This is a genomic window from Bacillus sp. T3 (genome assembly GCF_033449965.1).
In the GTDB taxonomy this organism is placed as follows: Bacteria; Bacillota; Bacilli; order Bacillales; family Cytobacillaceae; genus Bacillus_BU.
This window is the reverse complement of sequence record NZ_CP137761.1, coordinates 4,204,468-4,224,655: the sequence shown is the minus strand read 5'-3', so window position 1 is coordinate 4,224,655 and position 20,188 is coordinate 4,204,468. Positions and strand designations below refer to the sequence as shown.

Genomic DNA, 20,188 nt, shown 5'->3' with positions numbered 1-20,188 from the left:
ACATAATGATTGATGGAAAAAAAGCAGGGACACTTATTCTTTACCAGCATAAGCTACAGAATCTTGAACAGGAATTCCTTCGTTCATCCAATATGGCAATTGTGATTAGTAGTTTAATGGTTATGATGATTGCTGTCTTGTTCAGTGTATGGATAGCCAGAAAAATGACCAATCCACTGCGAAAACTCGTCGCAGCGATTCATCAAATTGCGAGTGGAGAAAAAGTAGATAAAGTAAAAATAAACACGAACGATGAAATTCACGAGCTTGGAGAAGCATTCAATGAAATGTCGGAAAAGTTAACGAGAAATGAGGAAATTAGACAGGCCCTTGTGGCCGATGTTGCACATGAATTACGAACACCATTAGCGATTCTGCAAGGAAAACTAGAATCGATTCAAGAAGATGCAATTAACCCGTCTGAACAGGTCATACTGGAGCTCACAGATGAAGTATATCGTCTGAATCGCCTTGTTAGTGATTTACAGCAATTAAGTCTCGCTGAAGCTGGAAAACTATCACTAAAAATAGAGCGAATGAACGTAAAGGAGCTTATTACAAGAATTTGCAGCAATTTGCAATGGTTGGCAGATGAGAAGGAAATTACCCTTCGCTATGGGGCGATTCCTGATCAATGTTGGCTCATGCTTGACCGGGATCGAATGACACAGGTATTAGTTAACCTCATTGGAAATGCCCTTCGTCATACACCAGAAAAGGGAATCGTAGAAGTATCTGTTCAAGAGGGAAAGGACCAGGTTTTTATCCAGGTGGCTGATAATGGCCCAGGAATTCCTAAAGAGGCCCTTCCGTTCATATTTGACCGTTTTTATAAAAGGGATCAATCGAGGAATCGTAATGAAGGTGGGACAGGTCTGGGACTGTCGATTGCAAAGGGGTTCGTGGAGGCTCATGGAGGCAGCATCACTGTAGAGAGTGAAGTGGGGAAAGGGACTATTTTTAGAATTATGGTAAAGGGAAACACTCGGCAGTAAGACATTTGTCGAGTGTTTTTTTTATTGAATCGTTCAATCCCGAGAAAAAGCGTTTGATTTTCAAACTTTTTTAACAATTTAAGTTTAAAATAAAAATAGATCCATATGTCTAAATAAATTTAGACTGGAATTCTAGTAAGCGGGTGATGAAAATGGAGAATGACCGCATCCTGATAGTAGACGATGAAGAACGGATACGCGATATGATCAGAGAGTATATTAGTCTTGAAGGCTACGAAATTGACGAGGCAGCTAACGGTGTTGAGGCTCTAGATATGATTATCAGCCGTCAGTATTCATTAATCATTCTTGATGTAATGATGCCAAAGCTAGACGGTTGGGGTGTATGCAAAGAGGTTCGCAAGAGTTCTCAGGTTCCGATCATAATGCTGACCGCTCGAGGTGAGGAATACGACAAACTGTTCGGGTTTGAATTAGGAGTTGATGATTATCTCGTTAAACCATTTAGTCCGAAAGAGCTACTTGCCCGGATGAAAGCGATCATTCGCAGAAGCTCTATCACGGAAGGGGGAAACGCTCAGCCTGACACAATTGTAATCGAGGGGCTGGAAATTGAAGGTAGCTCGAGAAGTGTGTACGTTGATGGTGAGGAAGTGAATCTAACGCCAAAAGAGTTCGAATTGCTCTGCCTGTTTGTGAAAAATCCAAGAATCGTTTTTTCAAGGGAACAGCTCCTCAATGCTGTTTGGGGCTTCGATTATAAAAGTGACGACAGAACTGTGGATACTCATATAAAAACGTTAAGGGAGAGCTTAAAGGATTATCGTAGATTTATCGTAACAGTATGGGGGACAGGCTACAAATTTGAAACGACAGGTAAACGAAAATGAGGATGAAGGGCATACGCTTTAAGCTTTGGGCGGGAATGATGACGTTAGTGGGTATTGTCCTAATTCTTCTTTGGTTCTTTCAAGTCGTATTCCTGGAAACTTTTTATAATCGCATGTGGATTTCTTACATCAAAACAGAAGTGATTACGATTAATCATTTACTTGAAAAAGGTGAAAATGAAGAATTTGAAAATAAGTTAGCCGTCTTTGCTTTTAATAATAATATTTATACAGAACTTGTTGACCAAAGTGGAGAATCGAGCTTTATCACTGGTTCTACTGTTTCTGCAGGGAAAATGCCGATGATTGATGAGAAAGAGAAAGAAGAGGTTATCTCAGAAATCTTAGCAGGGAAGGAAGTAGAAGCGGCTGTTACCCATCCGAAATTCGGGAGTGAGTTTCGATTGATTGGGTTACCAATTAAAATTTCTGGTGAGGTCTCAAAGGCGATGCTAATTATTACGCCATTAGCGCCAATGGAGGATACCTCCCTAATATTAAAAGGGCAGCTTATCTACATTACGATCATTCTCTTGTTTGCTGCTGTGCTTATTTCCTACTTTTTATCGCGCCGAATTAGTAACCCAATTTTGGACATAAAGAAGGCAGCTGAGCAAATTGCCGCAGGGAATTTCTTTGCGAGGATAAAAATAAGCAAGAAGCAGGATGAAATAGATGAGCTAGCTGAAACCATTAACAATATGGGAGCGCAGCTTTCCAAAATTGAACAGCTACGAAAGGATCTAATCGCCAACGTTTCGCACGATTTGCGAACGCCTTTAAGCTTAATCCGAGGCTATGCGGAAACGCTTCGCGATGTAACCGGAAAGGATCCAGCAAAAAGAGAAAAGCAATTGGGAATTATAATAGAAGAGACAGAACGATTAAGTAAAATTGTTGATGATATTATGAATCTTTCCCAGCTTCAGTCTGGGAGCGTAGAGCTCAGCAAAGAACGCTTTAAAATAAATGAACTGATTCAAACCGCTGTAAAAAGTTATACCATTCTCAGTGAAAAGAACGGAGTGGCCATCGTTCTGGTAGAATCTGAGGATGTGGTTATTGAAGCCGACGAGATAAGAATTAGCCAAGTTTTCTATAATTTACTTAACAATGCCTTTACCCATACGCCAAGTGGCGGAACGATAACGGTTAACATCATCGCTGGGTTAAACAAAGTTAGAATTGAAATCTCCGACACCGGTAGTGGTATATCCGCTGATGAGCTACTGCATATTTGGGAGCGCTATTATAAAGCTGACAAAACTAGCGAAAAGAAAACAACTGGAACCGGGCTTGGTTTAGCAATCGTCAAAGAAATACTAGAGGCACACCAAGTAGCATACGGCGTAGAAAGCAAAAAAAATATTGGCACTACATTTTGGTTTGAACTTCACAAAAGCTAGGTTAAGTCGTTTTAAATATAGCTCAGATTAGCTTAAAAATTAAAGGCAAACTCCCGTAATTATGAGGGGGATTTGCCTTTTTATTGAGTTTAAGACTTATGAAAGGCTTTGTTTACCTGTGCCAATCGTTTTCTTTAAAGCCTTCTGTAATTTTGGAACAAGCGCCAGCGAAATTATCGTTACAACTATGTCAATCGGTAAATAGCTGACCATCCACATCCAGGCCATTCCATAGTTGAAGCCTGTTGGAGCCTCTGCCCATACTTTTAAAGCTAAATACATGAGATTCGTTCCGATTATGTAATTCGCTAAAATGCTTAGGAAGCCTGCACTAATCAAATGCTTCCGTGTTACATGTTCGTGGTCACCAATTAATTTTCCTGTAATGAACGCCACAACAATAAATGAAACAATAAAGCCGAACGTCGGACTTAATAAGTGACTTGGTCCACCTTTTAACTGGGCAAAAACAGGCGCACCTGCCAATCCGATAAAGATGTAACTCAGCATCGCCAATGCGCCAACGCGACTTCCTAACAGCCCTCCCGCAAGAATGGCAAACATTAATTGCAGTGTGATGGGGACACCACCAATTGTTAAAAATGACGTTACATTAGCGCCAACAGCCATTAATGCTGCAAATAACGCACAATACACCAGATTTTTTGTTTTTGATTGAACCATTTCTCTACTCCCTTGGTAAGTTTTTTATATTTTTGTAAAATATTGAATATTATTTTCTCATATGTTAACTTAAAAGTAAATAAGGTTTACATTTAATAATCACCGGAAGGGTTAGATGAGTTGTTTTTTTATTACGGGCACTGATACGGATGTAGGTAAGACGGTAGTGACAGCTCTACTTGCAGCTTATTTTAAACAACAAGGCAAAAATGTTATTCCCTACAAGCCAATCCAAAGCGGAGGAATTACTGAAGCAGGAAAGCTTGTGGCACCTGACCTGCAAGTTTATCAGTGTGCACTTCCCGAGCTTAAAGTGGAGGAAGCCAATCATTATTTATTCAAGCTGCCAACATCTCCACATTTAGCGGCGCGTACAGAAGGGAGTGAGATCCTGATGGCTGAAATCATCGATGATTATCAAGCACTTAAGCAAAAATATGAAATGATTTTAGTCGAGGGAGCAGGGGGGTTAATCGTTCCCCTTAATGATGAGGGTGACTGCATTCTACATTTGATTCAGGAGATAGCCGCACCTGTTATTCTTGTAGCTCGATCAGGAGTTGGAACGATCAACCATACTGTATTATCGGTTATGGCATTGAAGCAGGCTGGAATACAAATAGCCGGAATTATTTTAAATCGTTTACAGGCAGAAGGATCAGTTGTCGAACAAGAGAATCAAAGAATGATTGAAAGGCTTACTGGCGTTCCTGTATTAGGAATTATTCCTTACATAGAGAATGTGGAAGATTTGTTTAAGGATGATGGGGAGCTAAGGAAGGTCCTTGCTAACCTGCAAATGGATAGAATTAAGGAGATGGAGAAAGTTGAATAGTGAAACATTGCTAGATCAAAGTAAAAAATATTTATGGCTTCCGTTTACCCAAATGACGGATTACGATCGCGATCCGCTCATTATTGAAAGCGGAGAAGGAATCATCCTTAAGGATATTGACGGGAATGAATATCTTGATGGTTATTCATCTTTATGGCTCAATGTGCACGGACATCGTAAAGCTGAAATTAACACCGCGATTAAGGAGCAGCTAGATCAAATTGCCCACTCAACGCTTCTTGGGGCGGCGAATGTACCGGCAATTCAACTGGCAAAAAAATTAATTGAGATTGCACCATCCAAGCTCCAACGAGTATTCTATTCGGATTCGGGTGCAACTTCAGTTGAAATTGCTGTAAAAATGGCGTATCAATATTGGCAAAACATTGGTCAAACCAATAAGAAAAAATTTGTGACCCTTTCAAATGGGTATCATGGTGATACAGTAGGTGCGATTAGTGTTGGGGATATTGACCTATATCATCGCGTCTATGGGGCATTAATGTTTGAATCCTTCAAGGCGCCGTTTCCGCTTATGTATCGAAATGTTTATGCAGATCAAGAGGGGGCGATCGTTCGTGATGAAGCGCTAAAATCTTTGCGCGAAATCTTTGAGGCACATCACAATGAAATAGCTGGTATAACGCTTGAGCCAATCATTCAAGGTGCAGGCGGTATGAATGTAATGCCAAAGGGATATTTGAAGGGAGTTGAGCAGCTTTGTCGCGAGTTTAATATTTTGCTTATCATTGACGAAGTGGCAACTGGGTTTGGACGCACCGGCAAAATGTTTGCCGTTGAACATGAGGAGGTTCAGCCCGATATTATGACCGTAGCCAAAGGGATTACAGGCGGTTATTTACCAATCGCCGCTACCCTTACAACGGAAGAAGTATATGAAGCCTTTTACGGTGAATACGAAGAATTTAAAACTTTCTTCCATGGGCATTCGTTTACCGGAAATCAGCTTGGCTGTGCCGCGGCCCTTGCTAATCTCAAACTATTTGAAAAGGAGCAAATCGTCGAGCAGGCAGCACAAAAAGCCGTATTTATTGAACAGAAATTAAAGCAGTTGTGGAATTTACCACATGTGGGTGATGTACGTCAGGCCGGCTTGATGTGCGGGATTGAGCTCGTAAAGGAAAAAGAAACAGCAGAGCCTTTTCCGTGGCAACATCGCATGGCCTATAGAGCGACACTTGAAATGAGAAAAAGAGGGATGTTGACGCGGCCATTGGGGGATGTCGTGGTCTTCATGCCACCTTTAGCAGCTACCGAAGAACAAATAACCCATATGTTAGAAATTATGAAAGAAGCCATCATCTACACTACCGAAATGTCATATCAAGCTTAAAATAACTCGATATATAAAGAAAAGAAGAACCGTTGCAGGAACGGTTCTTCTTTTCTAAATAATTCTTTTTTTAAAGGTATTATAGTTTATTTCCCAATCTTAAATTGCTGGATGTCTTGTAAGGCTTGCTGAAGGTCCGATCTTGTTTTTAGTTCATTATCAATTTCGATTCCAAGCTCAATCATCGTGTCGGCAATTTCAGCACTAATACCTGTAAGAATTGTCGAGCAGCCAAGCAATTTAATCCCTTTGACTATTTTAAATAAATGATTGACGACAGCGGTATCAACAAAAGGAACACCAGAAATATCAATAATAAGCTGTTGTGCTTTTAACTCTTTTACACGGACAAGCGTTTTTTCACGTATCTTTTTAGCCCGATACGTATCCACATTTCCTACCACTGGTAAAATACAAACTCGTTCGGCAATTGGGATGATTGGAACAGATAATTCGTCGACTGTTTCACGATGGCTCTTTAACAATTCTTCTTTATAATTCACATAGTAAGCTGTATATGAATCAATATATAAATCAATGATGTCATTGACATTGCGTTCTAACGTGAAAAATTCTTCTGTAGACATTGTATTTTTCGATTCATTATAGAATGACTTAATCGCATTCCAAATGATGCCGCGGGAAGATTGGAAAAGTTCCCAAGCTAAATGCATCGGGAATTCTGTTTTAGCACTTTTCACGCCGCGTTCTTTTGCTACATCCATAATGAGTTCAGTTTTCATTTCAAGGATATTTTGTGCAACAAGCTTCATAATCGGGTTACCGACCTTATAATAGGCATCCATTTCCCCATTTTCTTTTAATAAAGAAGTAATGTAGCCTTTGTTTTTCTCTAAATATTGAACCCATTCATTTGTATAAAAATCTAAATTTTTGTAGAGAAAATCTGTTAATTCTGTTTTTGAATCGATAACCTGTAACATTGAGTTACCTCCTAAATATTGGGTAGAGTACTGGCTCTTTTTTGGGAACGAAAGGAAGAAAGTTGTACCTAAACCTTCCTCACTTGTCACTCGAATCTTTCCGTGATTACTTTGAATGGCGTTAAAGACTTGGGCTAAGCCCATTCCTTTCCCGTCCTGCTTTAAAGTAAAGAAAGGTGTTCCAAGTAATCGAAGCTTGTCCTTTGGGATTCCGACGCCAGAGTCAGAAATACTAATGTGTACATCGTGTCCATCTTCATATTGTTCAATAATCAACGTTCCGCCATCCGACATGGCTTCAATTGCATTTTTAATTAGATTAAATAATGCCTTTTTAATTTGATCTCGTCGACCAATTATGACCGCGTTTTCATTTTCAAAACTTTTAATGACATTGATTTGATAGAGTTGATTCTGGAACAGCAATAAGATGGATTCGATTTTAGAGCATACATTGAAGGAGGTTTGTTCCTCTTGAGCAAACTCAGGCTTTGAGACACTCATTAAATCATTTAGTATATGAATCGCTCGATCTAATTCACTTTGGGCAATATGAGAATATTCTTCCTTATATGTTTGCTCCATTAATTGTAAAAAGCCCTTCACGGCAGTTAAAGGATTCCGCACTTCGTGGGCAATACCTGCTGCCATTTCCCCAATTGACGATAATAAATGATTATTCCAGTTGTTGTGATCATGAAGTGTTAATAGATTGTAGATGTTAAACATGTAGACATGGATATTATCATGGTGATCGTTGTGGGAGCGATGAAATAAAAAAAGACGGGCTGATTATCTATTGTGACAATAAATTCATTGGCTCTCCCCATAAAGCATTCATGGAGTTTTGTTTTTATTTCATTGTTGTTAATCCGATGAAAAAGGTAATTGGTATCACTCTCCTCGGAAATTAATAGTCTTTTCGCTTCTTCATTAGCTCTCTGAATGGTTCCGTCTGGATTGAGTTCAACTAATCCATAGGAGATTTCATGAGCGGTGGGTGATTTAATCAATGTGACTAACCTGCCCTTCATTAAACCATTTAACTGCTCTGACCTTCGTACCGAGGTTAACGGTGCTCTTGATTTCAAATTCATCCATTAATCTTTTCACACCAGAAATCCCCAATCCTAAGCCAGTTTTTGAGTGGACCTTGTTATTTAAAATATGATCAAGGTTAGGGATGCCAGGACCTTGGTCAACAGCGACAATTTCAATTCCATAGGAAGGTACGGGCTTGATGAATAATTCGCCTTTGCCAGCGTAAAAGACAATGTTGCGTGTTAATTCCATAATGGATACAACTAATTTCGTTTGTTCGCTTTTGTTTAAACCGAAATCTTCAGCAACGCGTTTCCCGATTGTACTTGCCATGTACACATCATCTTCTCGTTCAATTACAATCCTGTACAAATTCTTATCCTATCCTTTTCGTAAAATAAAAGTAAATTAATATATTCCAAAGTGTATTTTAGCACATCTATCCGAAAATTTGATAATGTTTTTTAAAAATAAAGAAAATTCGTATTATGTAGACATAGTATGCTAGGGAACAACGGATTATGTGGTAATTTGTCGAAAAAATGATGGGAGTGTTTACTATGGTAATGTAGCGGAATTAGATAATTTAATTCACTATAGATGATTCAGTAAAAAAGCAGCCACAAGGTATTCTTGTAACTGCTTTTGTAATTAGAAGGAGCCAACCTGTTTTTTCTGTGGTTTTATATGAGTGATTAATCCATTATACTCTGTCAAATACAGCTCAATGCTTGGCTTTTCATTGAGATAATGATCCTGCATAAGTTGGTAATAGTTTATACGATGAAGCCGATCGTATGGCATCGTTGGATATTGTTCATTTACCTTATAAAATAAATAGACAGCTTTTTGAACCGTATCAATTATTGGAGCAATGTGCTTGTCTTTTTCCTCAAAGATATCATATGTTTCTTTGGCCATATAATATGGCTTGCTAGGTATTCCCTTTAAATAGGGTGCCAATTGTTTAAAATCAATCTTGTTATCTTCTAAAACAAGAACGGTTCTTTTTATTCCTTTCGGAAGATCAGCTGAAAAATTACGAACTGCCCTTTGTACATCATAAAGCGTTACCTCAATAGTGGGCCACTCGAAGTTATCTGTGCTAATTAATCTCTTGTCCGATTTGTCCATGCTTTTTTTTGAGAGAATGCCAAGGTATTTATACATCATTACATAGCCAATTAAGCAGCCAACTACCAGACCAAATAATAATCCGATTACTGTGTATGATGGATAGTTATTAAGTCGTTCATCCATCATAACTCCAAGTTGATACCCTGCAAAAATCGATAAACCGAGTGAGATGGCGCCCATAATGTGAACAGATGATGTTTTAACGAGAAAATTGATGAATTCTTGATAATGAATCTCCGTACTCTGTTTTCCCTTTTTCATCGGGTTGTTTAAGTCGGCAATGATTTCATTGGAAGCATTACAGTCCTTAAGAAAATTCTCAATCGAATTTTGGGCACCATCTGGGTCATTTTTAATAATATAGGCGGTTTTATGAAAATTCCCTCTTGCATATTTAACATGAATCCATTTAGTCTCTTCATCGAGGTCGATTTTCTCAACGACTTTACCAATTTCTCGAATAAACACATTCTTCATGACACTCCACGCACCCCCGAACTTTTTTAGGACGTCCATCATCATAGGCTTGGGTACGAATCATCAATGCTTCTTTTCTTGCTTCTTTTACAATATTTCCTGCTTCTGCCCGTGCTTTCGCGATAATTTTCCTTCCTTCAATTGTGGCTTCTTCCGTTAGTTCACGTTGTTTAATCATGTTGCTCTCAGCTTCACGTTTAAACGATTCTGCAAGTTTCAGTTCATTTTCAATCGTATCTCTACGGTTCTCCATTGCCTCTACTACTTTACCAAGCATTTTTCTTTTAAGTATGAAAATAAGAATCGTAAAAAGGATCGCTTGATATATCATTGTCCCTAATGAGACGGGCATACCAAAAATCTCAAAGTCCCCCATTTTTTATACACTCCTTAAGCGGCCTCATTTACCCTTTGGCCAATGTAAACCATGAAAAGTGTTACAAAAATGTATGCTTGAATCCCACCGATGAATAAACAAAACGCTTGCCAAATTATCATTGGAAATGCGGTTAGTAACCCTGCCCCCATACCTGTTAACCAACCGGAGTCAAACCCATTTGTCACAGCTCCTGCAAGAATGGCAAGCATAACTTCGCCAGCATAAATATTACCGAAAAGACGTAATCCAAGTGTTAATGTCGTCGCAAATTGTTCCAAAATGTTAATGACAAAGAGCGCTTTAAATGGCTTAAAAAAACTTAATAAATATTTTTTAAAGCCGTGCAAGCGAATATCAATAAAATGGGTATAGACAATCATCATAATCGCCATGGTTAACGTAACGTGCGCATCTGAAGTTGGTGACTTCCACCATGAAATATCGTGTTCTCCAGCAATTATCGCAAATGGTATCCCTAATATATTGGCGATAAATAAATAGAGAAGAAGTCCTACACCAGCTGTTAAAATAAAAAAATTATCCTTTGTCCCCATAGAGTTGATCATGATATTTTGAACAAAGCCAATAATCCATTCGATTAAGTTTTGCATTTTTCCGGGTTTTTTTTCTGTGATGTGCCGAGTACAGGCATAGACGAAAATAAGCACGATTAAAGCGGCAACAGTGCTTGATAGAATGATGGATAAATCAAAAGTTAATCCGAAAAATTGCACTAGTGGGCGTGTTGAGTGCATAATGAACCCTCCTTTCTGTTTGAAAATAGTGACAGAAAGTGGTGGGGATGAAAGTAGGGGGATATAGCCGAATCTTTCTTATAGTTCAATTATACATAATTTAATAGGAAAAAGGTACTATAAATAGTGCGATAAATTAAAAATTCAGAAATCTCAACTTGTAACTGTGAGTATAGGAGAAAGAAAAAGAGGCAGCATTTCGTTATATTAGTTCTCTAACATATGTCTGCCTCAGATAGAACATATCTTGGGTAAGATTGCTGTGTGTTTACTCAGAAATCTGCCTAAATTCATGAACCCAAACGCGCATTTGTGGTAACCAAGGCATTCCTGGATGATAGGATAATATCGTTTGCTTGTATTCTTCAATGCTGTCAAAACCTTCTTGTTTTGCATTTTCCTCTGTTAGTTCACCTAACGCTTGTGAATACACTCTTTCCACAATAAATTGTTTATTCTCAAGGATCATAATTTCGCCAATATCAGCATACCTTCCATTTCGTCTCGTGGCAGTTTTTTTTCCTTGGATTACTTTTTTTACATCAGCAGGTATGGTTACGAGTCGATCAATTGTACAGGTTTTTGCTGGTAATTCACTATTGCTCTGTTGCTTTATCATAGAGACGCCCCCTTGTTATTATGAATATTTTAGACTTGAAAACATTCTTATATACTTTCCTTTATCCTCATTACTGTTTTGGTAAAAATGATTGAAGATAAAGGCGTTGCCATCACAGGTAAACACAAAGATTAGGATCACCATCATCCCATAACGAAAAGATGGATGCATATGTTACAACCCCCTATAAAATTCTCTAATATCATAACATATTAAAGTTGGTAATGTTAAAAACCTCCAAAGCCTATTCCCTCTTTTTTTCAGCCTTTTCGATCCAACATGCATATTTTATGGACAGAATGGGAAAATTTTATCAGTATACGCATTTACTGCTAAAAGATATTTGGGGGAAATAATACATGATTTTGAATCAAGAACAGCTCAGAGAAGAGGCGCATAAAACGGCTTTGAATCATGATCCTTTTATTAGCCGAAAGCCCTCAACACGTTTTTGGCGTACCAATGATAGGGACCTTGAGAATTTACGTAGTTTTGTTAAGGATTTACGGGAAAACCGTTCAGGATGTGCTCAGCCAGCAGAGGAATGGCTTCTAGATAATGCCGAATTTTTAGAAGAGCAAGTACTAGTTGTTAAACAGCAATTAACCAAAGGGTTTGTAAACTCGTTGCCCCATTTGAAAAAAAGCGGGGAAACTAGAGTCTTTTCAATTTGCACCGAATATTTAAAGGCTAGTGATGGTCATTTAAATAAGGATTCTTTTATCTCCTATCTTAGAAGCTATCAAGAGGTTTCCGTATTAACCATATCTGAGGTGTGGGCATTTCCACTTATCATGAGAGTTGCATTAATTCGCCAGCTTTCAAGTATAATGGACACAATTCATGAACGGCGTGATGTTTGTACCTTAGTTGATCAACTAGTAGCTGGAATTGATACAGCAGAGCTTACACCAGAAAAGTTAAAGCAGGTTTTAGATGATGCCGAACAAGAAATGCCACTTTCAGGTCCGATGATTGTCCATTTAGTAAAACATCTTCGTGAACGAGCTGATTATACCGCTACAGTAGGCGAATGGTTGATCTGTAAATTAGAAAATGGTCCAGAAAGCTTAGATCATATCCTATCGTATGAATATCAACTTCAAGCTGCCTATCAGGTGACGACAGGAAATTTAATCACAAGTATTCGGAGACTCTCGCGTTGGAATTGGGATGAAACCTTTGAAAAAATTTCAATGGTAGAGCAAACATTACGCAAGGAGAGTACAGGTTTATATGCACAATTAGATTTTTCTAGTAGGAATAATTTACGTAGGAGAGTAGAAGTGTTAGCGCGACGCTTAAATCTCCCAGAAAATCTAGTAGCAACGCAAGCTGTTGAGTTAGCGAATCAATATGTGAAGGAACAAACTGAGAATAAAGGTGAATGGTCTTCACGGCAGTCTTTTGTAGCGTATTATTTATTGGATGCAAATGGAATTAAGTTATTGCATGAGGCATTAAAGATGTGTGGTAAACCAAGGGCGCTTCCAGAAACAGGTATATTACGACGTGCCACTGGAACGTATTTTAATATGATTGCAGGATTAAGTGTGATGGCACTCGTTATTTTTTCCATTTGGATGGGGTGGGAATATTTCTTAAGTCCAGCTGAGATTGTTGTGGTATTAGCCGTTTTGTTGATGCCAGCGCTAGAATGGGCTATCACTGCTGCACACTGGGTTATTGAAAGAGTTAAACATCCTGTTCCGCTGCTTAGATACGACTTTTCAGAAGGGGTTCCAGATAATGCAGCGACAATGGTTGTGATTCCTGTTATTTGGTCATCGCTTGAAGAAGTAGAAGAGGTTGTGGATCGACTTGAATTGCATTACTTAGCAAATCGGGATCAAAATATTCATTTTACCATTTTAGGTGACTTTAAGGATGCTGATTTTGAATCGCTCGAGCAGGATGAAGGGATCATTTTAACAGCCCAAAAAGGGATAGAGAGGTTGCGAAATACTTATCCTGAAGCCACCTTTCATCTTTTTCAACGAAAAAGATTATGGAATCCAACTGAAGGACTTTGGATGGGGTGGGAAAGAAAAAGAGGGAAATTAGTTGAGTTTGTTGAGTTAATTAAGGGGAGCCAGACAACGAGTTTTTTAGTAACAGAAGAGGTCCCTTTATTAAAAGAAATTAAATATATCATTACGCTTGATTCTGATACACAGCTTCCTCATGAAGCGGCTCAGCGGATGATTGGAACACTACATTTTCCATATAATCAACCTGTTTTAAACAAGGCTGGGACGAGAGTAATTGAAGGCTATGGAGTGTTTCAGCCAAGGATTGGCATGAGTCATGAATCGGCGATGCGCTCTAGATTTGCTAATCTATCGTCTTCTGAGCCTGGCATGGATCCATACGCTTTTGCGATGTCTGATCCCTATCAGGATGGTTTAGAACAAGGGATTTTTACGGGGAAAGGAATTTTTGATGTCGATGCCTTTTATCAAGTGTTGTGCGAACGAATTCCAGAAAATCGTGTATTAAGCCATGATTTACTGGAAGGGGGCTTTCTTCGTGCTGGTTTACTATCAGACATTGAATTAATTGATAGCCACCCTGCAAAGTATATTGCGTTTCAAAAGCGACAGCATCGTTGGGTAAGAGGAGATTGGCAGTTGTTACCTTGGTTAATGTCGAAATCGTTTAACCGAAGAGGGGAGTTATTGCCAGTCGATTTATCGATTTTAACTAAATGGCAAATCCTCGATAATATGCGGCGTAGTTTATTACAGCCGGCACTTTTTTTCATCCTCTTATTAGGGTTAACGATTTTACCAGGTTCCCCGCTCCGCTGGTTCGCACTAGTAGCTGTAACGCTATTTTTACCTGTCATTCGTCAGTTGTTAACTTTTCAAACGTGGTTTGTAAATCCTGGTAGTATCTTAAATACAATAGGACAGGTTCTTGTCTCGTTTGTTACTCTGCCATTTCAAATCGCCTTATTAATAGATGGAATTGGTAAGGCACTCTATCGCTTATTTTTTTCTAAGAAGCGCTTGCTAGAATGGGTCTCATCAAGTGAAGAGGATCGCAATAGCAAGCAGACAGGCTCGCCCATTATGCTTGGAATGGTTGGAGGATACATTTTAGTCGCAATTCTTTTCATTGCCACGATTTTGAATGAAAATACCGTTGTTCAAGGTCTGGGAGTTCTACTCAGTGTCCTTTGGGTTGTTGCACCATTTATTGTTCGCTGGCTTAATCAACCGTATGAACACGAACAGATATCCTTTACTGAACAGGAAGCTGTAGAATTGCGAAAGCTGGCAGAAGAAATCTGGTCTTTTTATGAAGATTTTGTAACTGAGGAAGAAAGTTGGTTACCACCAGACAATGTTCAAATTGAACCTGCAAATGGTGTGGCGCATCGAACCTCACCCACAAATATTGGGCTGTATCTTACCTGTACGTTAGCAGCGCGGGATTTTGAGTTTATTGATACTCCGGAGTTAATTATCCGGCTAGAACGAACCGTGAAGACGATTGAGCGAATGGAAAAGTGGGAGGGGCACCTATACAACTGGTATGATACAAGGACATTAAAGCCCTTAAACCCACGATATGTATCGACAGTAGATTCTGGTAATCTGATTGGGTGTCTTATTGCTGTAAGGGAAGGATTGGCAGAATGGCTTGAAGCTTACTCGGAGCTTGAGAACCCATTAGAAGAAAATGCCCGAGCAGATTCTTTAAAGATTGCCTTTTCTGAGGAAATTACGCCAATCTCATCTGGGAAGATGGTTGTTGGCCAACAATCAAGGACAAATTGGGGTAATCGAGGCAGCGAATTGCTTTCACTGTTGGAGAAATTAATTCAAGAAACGAATTTTAGACCGCTTTTTGATCATGACACGAAATTATTTACACTTGGTTATCATGCAGACCGTAATGAGCGAGATGAGGTATTATACGATCTCATGGCCTCCGAGGCGCGGATTGCAAGCTATGTTGCCATCGCCCAAGGACAGGTTTCTGTTGCACATTGGAATGCGCTTGGACGGACAATGGCGAAAGTAGGGAAACGTCCAGTTCTCTTATCTTGGTCTGGAACGATGTTTGAGTTTTTGATGCCGTGGCTGTTAATGAAAACGTATCGAAATACGTTGTGGGACAATACGTATTCCGCGGTTGTTGAACGTCAAATTGAATATGCAAGACAGCGCGAGGTACCGTTTGGTATTTCGGAATCAGGTTATTACGCCTTTGATTTCCAAATGAATTATCAATATCGGGCATTTGGTGTTCCTGGGCTAGGATTTAAACGTGGGCTTGAAGATGATTTAGTGGTTGCTCCATATGCAACTGTAATGGCTTTACCATTTGCAAAAGATAAAGCCATTACTACTCTTAAAAAAATAGAAAAATTAAACGGCCGTGGTAAATATGGTTTTTATGAAGCAATTGATTTCACACAGGAACGTCTTCCAAAGGATAAGCAGCATGTTGTCATTCGTAGCTTTATGGCCCATCACCAAGGGATGAGTATGCTAACGCTGGCAAATTTGCTTTTACCTAAAACAATAATCGGTAGATTTCATCGCAATAAACAAATTAGGTCAGCAGAGCTACTTCTTCAAGAAAGAATACCGAAAAAGCCGAAACTGATTAACCATCAGGCAATGACACGAGTGCATGAGCCGTTTACGAAGATTGTTCAGGATCGCGCAACCATAAGGGAATATGTATCCCCACATACCAAAGTTCCAGAGGTTTGTGTTCTTTCAAACAGTTCCTTCACTACAGTCGTATCAACAACTGGAAGTGGATTTAGCCAATATAAAGGTCTACAGGTTTCTAGATGGCGCGAAGACCCTGTAATGGATTCTTGGGGTAGCTATGTATACATTCGGGATTTATCTAAGGATAAGCTTTGGTCACCTTCCTATCAGCCATGTCAAGTACAATCAGATGAACAACGCGTTCAGTTTGGGTTGGATCATGCAACCTTCATGCGTGTTGATGGGGATATTAAAACGTGTATGGAAATCTGCGTATCTACAGATTGGAACGCAGAAATCAGAAGAATAACGCTAAGTAATTCTGGATCCGAGACGAAGGTAATGGAGGTTACCACATTTGTTGAATTGGGACTAGCTAATCCGATTGCGGACATCGCTCATACTGCTTTTAGTAAGTTATTTATTCGCACTGCGTTCGATGCCGCGTCAGGTTGTCTTGTCGCCGGAAGACGACCACGCGAAAAAAAGGATCAAGTCCTATGGGCCGCTCATTCACTATTTGTAGAAGAGGATTCACTCGGAACAATTGAATTTGAAACAAATCGATCTAGTTTTATTGGACGTGGTTATAGGCTCTCAGAACCAAAGGGAATTAAATCTCGTCTGCAAGGTAAAGTTGGTTCGGTTGCAGATCCGGCCTTTGTCATGCGTCGCCGCATCACGATCAAGCCGGATGGTCAGGTAGTGCTTGCTGCTGTAACGTCCGTTAGTGAAACGAGGGAGGAAGCGATTGATATTGTCAGCCGATTTTCTTCGTCACAAATGGTCGAAAGGGCCTTTCAATTGGCCTGGAACCGCGGCCAAATTGAACTTCGAAACCTTCACTTGAAAAATCGTGAGGCAATGGTATTCCAAACACTCGCTGGCCGAGTTTTGTATACTCCTCCATTTAGGAAGGAACGAGAGCAAAGCATTCTTACGAATGCAAAGGGACAATCGGGTTTATGGAGCTTTGGCGTATCTGGAGATCGACCAATTGTACTGCTCCGTATTGATAATCGAAGTCACCTTCCATTTGTTGTCAAAATGCTCACGTGCCATGAATATTTGCGCAGGCTCGGGCTATTGTTTGACCTGGTCATTTTAAATGAATCAGAGGAAGGCTACCATCAGCACCTACAAGAGGCATTGCAGCAAGCGGCCGAACATGGGGTAGACCGTTTTGGCGCAGGATTGTCAGGTGTATATGTGATTGCAAGTAACCAATTGGCAGACGAAGATAAAAATCTGTTGCAGGCTGTAGCACGAATTGAATTACGGGCAGGTGGCCCAAGCATCGGTGCGCAATTGAGATTACCGAAGCAAGCTACCGCGCTTGAACTACCAGAACTTCTTGAAACAACAGAAACAAAACGAAAAGAATATCCTACTTCAAGTCAAGCTTTGCTTGATGAGACAAAGAATTGGTTATATTTCAATGGCTGGGGAGGATTTTCTTCTGATGGCAAGGAATATCAAATCATCATAAAAAATGGGAATCATTTGCCGGCACCTTGGGTTAATGTGGTGGCAAATAAAAGCTTTGGCTTTCTCATTTCGGAGCTAGGGACAGGTTACACTTGGTGGCGAAATAGCCGCGAATGTAAGTTAACACCTTGGTCTAATGACCCTGTTTTGGACCCACCTGGAGAAGCGACCTTCTTAAGAGATGATGATAGTGGACAGGTCTGGTCGGCAACTCCATCAGCAAAGCATACTGCTGAACCATATAAAGTCACACATGGGAAAGGCTTTAGCCGTTTTAATCATGAACGTAACGGAATTCAAAGTGAAATGTCCGTATATGTTCCAATTGAGGAACCTGTTAAAATCATCAAAGTAAAGCTGCAGAATAAGACGGAGGAGACTAGAACGATTTCGTTAACGTATTATGCAGAATGGGTTCTTGGTGTGCAACGGCAAGCTACAGCTCCTTATATCGTTACGGAATGGAATGAGTCCGAACAGTTCATGACTGCCCGCAACACCTATCAAGAAACGTTTCGCGATGCCACGGCCTTTCTGGGGATTTTTCCAGCAGCTGAGGCAGGTCAAGGGAATACGTTGAATTCTAGCGAGCTTTCTACTGAAAACGTCTATGAAGTAACATGGACAGGTGACCGAAATGAATTTATTGGCCGTAATGGCACAATTGAGCATCCAGCTGCATTAGGACGAGTCGGATTATCTCGGAGGACTGGTTCTCTCTATGAACCATGTGGTGTTGTTCAAGCAAAGATACAGTTGCAACCAAATGACGAACAAACCATTTATGTGTTATTAGGCTGTGAGGATGACCAAGAGTCTGTTGTTAATCTAGTAAGGAAGTATCGTCAGCCGGAGGCTTGTGAACAGGCAATGGAAGAGGTTACGAAATTCTGGGAGCATCATTTAAGGCAAATCCAAGTTTCAACTCCATCACAAGAAACTGATTTTATGCTAAATGGCTGGTTATTATATCAGTCACTCTCTTGTCGAATGTGGGCAAGAACGGCATTTTATCAGGCTGGAGGTGCATTCGGTTTCCGAGACCAATTACAGGATTCACTCGCGGTATTACACACTATGCCAGAAAAAACGAGAGAGCAAATTATTCTTCATGCTTCCCACCAGTACATAGAAGGAGATGTACAGCATTGGTGGCATGAAGAAACAGAGCGAGGAATTCGGACCACCTTCTCCGATGATTTATTGTGGATGCCATATGTAGTGGCTCGCTACATCGAGCATACGGGAGATCAATCTATATTGGATGAAAAAGCTCCCTATCTTGTTAGTGAACCTTTAGGACCTGAGGAGCATGAACGTTATGAACCGACCGTAAAATCAGAAGAAACTGGAACAGTTTACGACCACTGCTTAAGAGCAATTGATAAAGCCTTAAGTCGGATTGGAGAGCATGGTTTGCCACTTATGGGTGTTGGTGACTGGAATGATGGGATGAATCAGGTGGGTGTAAAGGGGCGAGGCGAAAGCGTCTGGCTCGGCTGGTTTATTTGTGATGTATTGAACCGCTTTATAAAGCTGGGTGAAATGCTTGGTGATACAGAGCGTGTGGCAAGCTTTGCGAAATCACGCCAACAATTAATCGATGCCCTGAACCAACATGCGTGGGATGGTCAGTGGTATCGTAGAGCATTTACGGATTCGGGAAGTTGGCTCGGCTCAGTTGAAAATGAAGAGTGTAGAATCGATGCCATCGCTCAGTCATGGTCCGTCATTTCAGGTGGTGCCCCTAGTGATCGTGCAGCTCAGGCTATGAAATCATTTGATCAGGAGCTCGTTGAACGTGAGTTAAAAGTGGTTCGCTTGTTGACGCCAGCGTTTGATAACACCGACCCTAGCCCTGGTTATATTCAAGGTTATCCACCAGGACTTAGAGAGAACGGTGCACAATATACTCATGGAGTGATATGGGGAATTGTAGCTTGGTGTATGCTTAATGAGGGGATAAGGCTCATGAAATGTTTTCGATGCTTAATCCAATCGCTCATACGCGGACCGATCGAGAAGTGATGATTTACACAGGTGAGCCTTATGCGATTGCTGCGGATGTATACACAGCCGCCCCTAATGAAGGCCATGCAGGGTGGACTTGGTATACTGGTGCCTCAGGCTGGCTCTACCAAGCAGGGATTGAATGGATACTAGGAATCCGTCGTCACAATCAAAAGCTTATAATAGATCCAATTATTCCAAGAGAATGGCCTGGATTTACCGTAAACTACCGCTTTGGTTCATCACAATATACTATTACTGTAAAGAATGAGGGAAATAGAGAATCTTCATTGTCCATAAATGGAGAGAAAAAGATATTTCTCATGGATGAAAAACCTTTTATTGAATTACATGATGATGGAAAAGAGCATGAGGTTGAAGTCATTTTGTAGTGGATAAACTAACAGGATTAATAGACGAGAGAAACGCCTTGGAGACTATTATTAGATCAAGGCGTTTTTTTGTTGGGGAAATATGTCG

At 40.1% G+C, this 20,188-nt stretch carries 14 protein-coding genes and 1 pseudogene; 6 read left to right on the top strand and 9 right to left on the bottom strand.

Translation table 11 applies throughout. The features are described from left to right. The first annotated feature begins 5 nt into the window (after nt 1-5). The 3 genes from RGF10_RS21600 to RGF10_RS21590 all read left to right on the top strand — a co-directional run bounded on the left by RGF10_RS21600 (nt 6) and on the right by RGF10_RS21590 (nt 3,252). Nucleotides 6-995 (top strand): sensor histidine kinase, encoded by a 990-nt coding sequence (locus RGF10_RS21600; RefSeq protein WP_318505689.1) that lies wholly within the window; start codon nt 6-8, stop codon nt 993-995. Nucleotides 996-1,147: 152 nt separating this feature from the next. Further along, the gene (locus RGF10_RS21595) at nt 1,148-1,846 is read left to right on the top strand and encodes a response regulator transcription factor (RefSeq protein WP_318505687.1); all 699 of its coding nucleotides are present in this window, start codon (nt 1,148-1,150) and stop codon (nt 1,844-1,846) included. A 35-nt stretch (nt 1,847-1,881) separates the two neighbouring features. Further along, complete coding sequence (locus tag RGF10_RS21590; RefSeq protein ID WP_318505686.1) at nt 1,882-3,252, top strand: sensor histidine kinase; 1,371 nt, start codon at nt 1,882-1,884, stop codon at nt 3,250-3,252. A 96-nt stretch (nt 3,253-3,348) separates the two neighbouring features. Here RGF10_RS21590 and RGF10_RS21585 read toward each other — a convergent pair whose 3' ends face one another. Beyond that, nucleotides 3,349-3,936, bottom strand: coding sequence for a biotin transporter BioY (locus RGF10_RS21585; protein ID WP_318505684.1), 588 nt, complete (start codon nt 3,934-3,936; stop codon nt 3,349-3,351). Between the two features lie 115 nt (nt 3,937-4,051). Here RGF10_RS21585 and bioD point away from each other — a divergent pair, with 115 nt between their 5' ends. Further along, entirely contained in the window at nt 4,052-4,771 is a 720-nt protein-coding gene (bioD, locus tag RGF10_RS21580; protein WP_318505682.1) for a dethiobiotin synthase, read from the top strand. A 52-nt stretch (nt 4,772-4,823) separates the two neighbouring features. After that, the gene (gene bioA, locus RGF10_RS21575; protein WP_412176755.1) at nt 4,824-6,125 is read left to right on the top strand and encodes an adenosylmethionine--8-amino-7-oxononanoate transaminase; all 1,302 of its coding nucleotides are present in this window, start codon (nt 4,824-4,826) and stop codon (nt 6,123-6,125) included. Nucleotides 6,126-6,211: 86 nt separating this feature from the next. Here bioA and RGF10_RS21570 read toward each other — a convergent pair whose 3' ends face one another. From RGF10_RS21570 to RGF10_RS21535, 8 genes are all read right to left on the bottom strand, one after another. Further along, on the bottom strand, nt 6,212-7,720 hold the full coding sequence (locus tag RGF10_RS21570; RefSeq protein WP_318505679.1) for an ATP-binding protein: 1,509 nt from the start codon (nt 7,718-7,720) through the stop codon (nt 6,212-6,214). Between the two features lie 53 nt (nt 7,721-7,773). Next, a complete protein-coding gene (locus RGF10_RS21565; protein WP_318505677.1) occupies nt 7,774-8,082 on the bottom strand; it encodes a hypothetical protein in 309 nt (102 codons plus the stop codon). Next, nucleotides 8,075-8,482, bottom strand: coding sequence for an anti-sigma regulatory factor (locus RGF10_RS21560; protein WP_318505675.1), 408 nt, complete (start codon nt 8,480-8,482; stop codon nt 8,075-8,077). The genes RGF10_RS21565 and RGF10_RS21560 overlap by 8 nt, the downstream gene beginning before the upstream one ends. Nucleotides 8,483-8,761: 279 nt before the next feature. Further along, a complete protein-coding gene (locus RGF10_RS21555; RefSeq protein ID WP_318505673.1) occupies nt 8,762-9,724 on the bottom strand; it encodes an AtpZ/AtpI family protein in 963 nt (320 codons plus the stop codon). Next, complete coding sequence (locus RGF10_RS21550; RefSeq protein ID WP_318505672.1) at nt 9,693-10,100, bottom strand: F0F1 ATP synthase subunit B; 408 nt, start codon at nt 10,098-10,100, stop codon at nt 9,693-9,695. The genes RGF10_RS21555 and RGF10_RS21550 overlap by 32 nt, the downstream gene beginning before the upstream one ends. Before the next feature lie 14 nt (nt 10,101-10,114). Beyond that, entirely contained in the window at nt 10,115-10,858 is a 744-nt protein-coding gene (gene atpB, locus RGF10_RS21545) for a F0F1 ATP synthase subunit A (RefSeq protein ID WP_318505670.1), read from the bottom strand. 268 nt (nt 10,859-11,126) lie between these two features. Continuing rightward, the gene (locus RGF10_RS21540) at nt 11,127-11,477 is read right to left on the bottom strand and encodes an ASCH domain-containing protein (RefSeq protein ID WP_318505668.1); all 351 of its coding nucleotides are present in this window, start codon (nt 11,475-11,477) and stop codon (nt 11,127-11,129) included. 18 nt (nt 11,478-11,495) lie between these two features. After that, nucleotides 11,496-11,648 (bottom strand): hypothetical protein, encoded by a 153-nt coding sequence (locus RGF10_RS21535; RefSeq protein ID WP_318505667.1) that lies wholly within the window; start codon nt 11,646-11,648, stop codon nt 11,496-11,498. 188 nt (nt 11,649-11,836) lie between these two features. Between RGF10_RS21535 and RGF10_RS21530 the strand changes: the two are divergent. Beyond that, nucleotides 11,837-20,100, top strand: a pseudogene (locus RGF10_RS21530) (GH36-type glycosyl hydrolase domain-containing protein). The last annotated feature ends 88 nt before the right edge of the window (nt 20,101-20,188 follow it).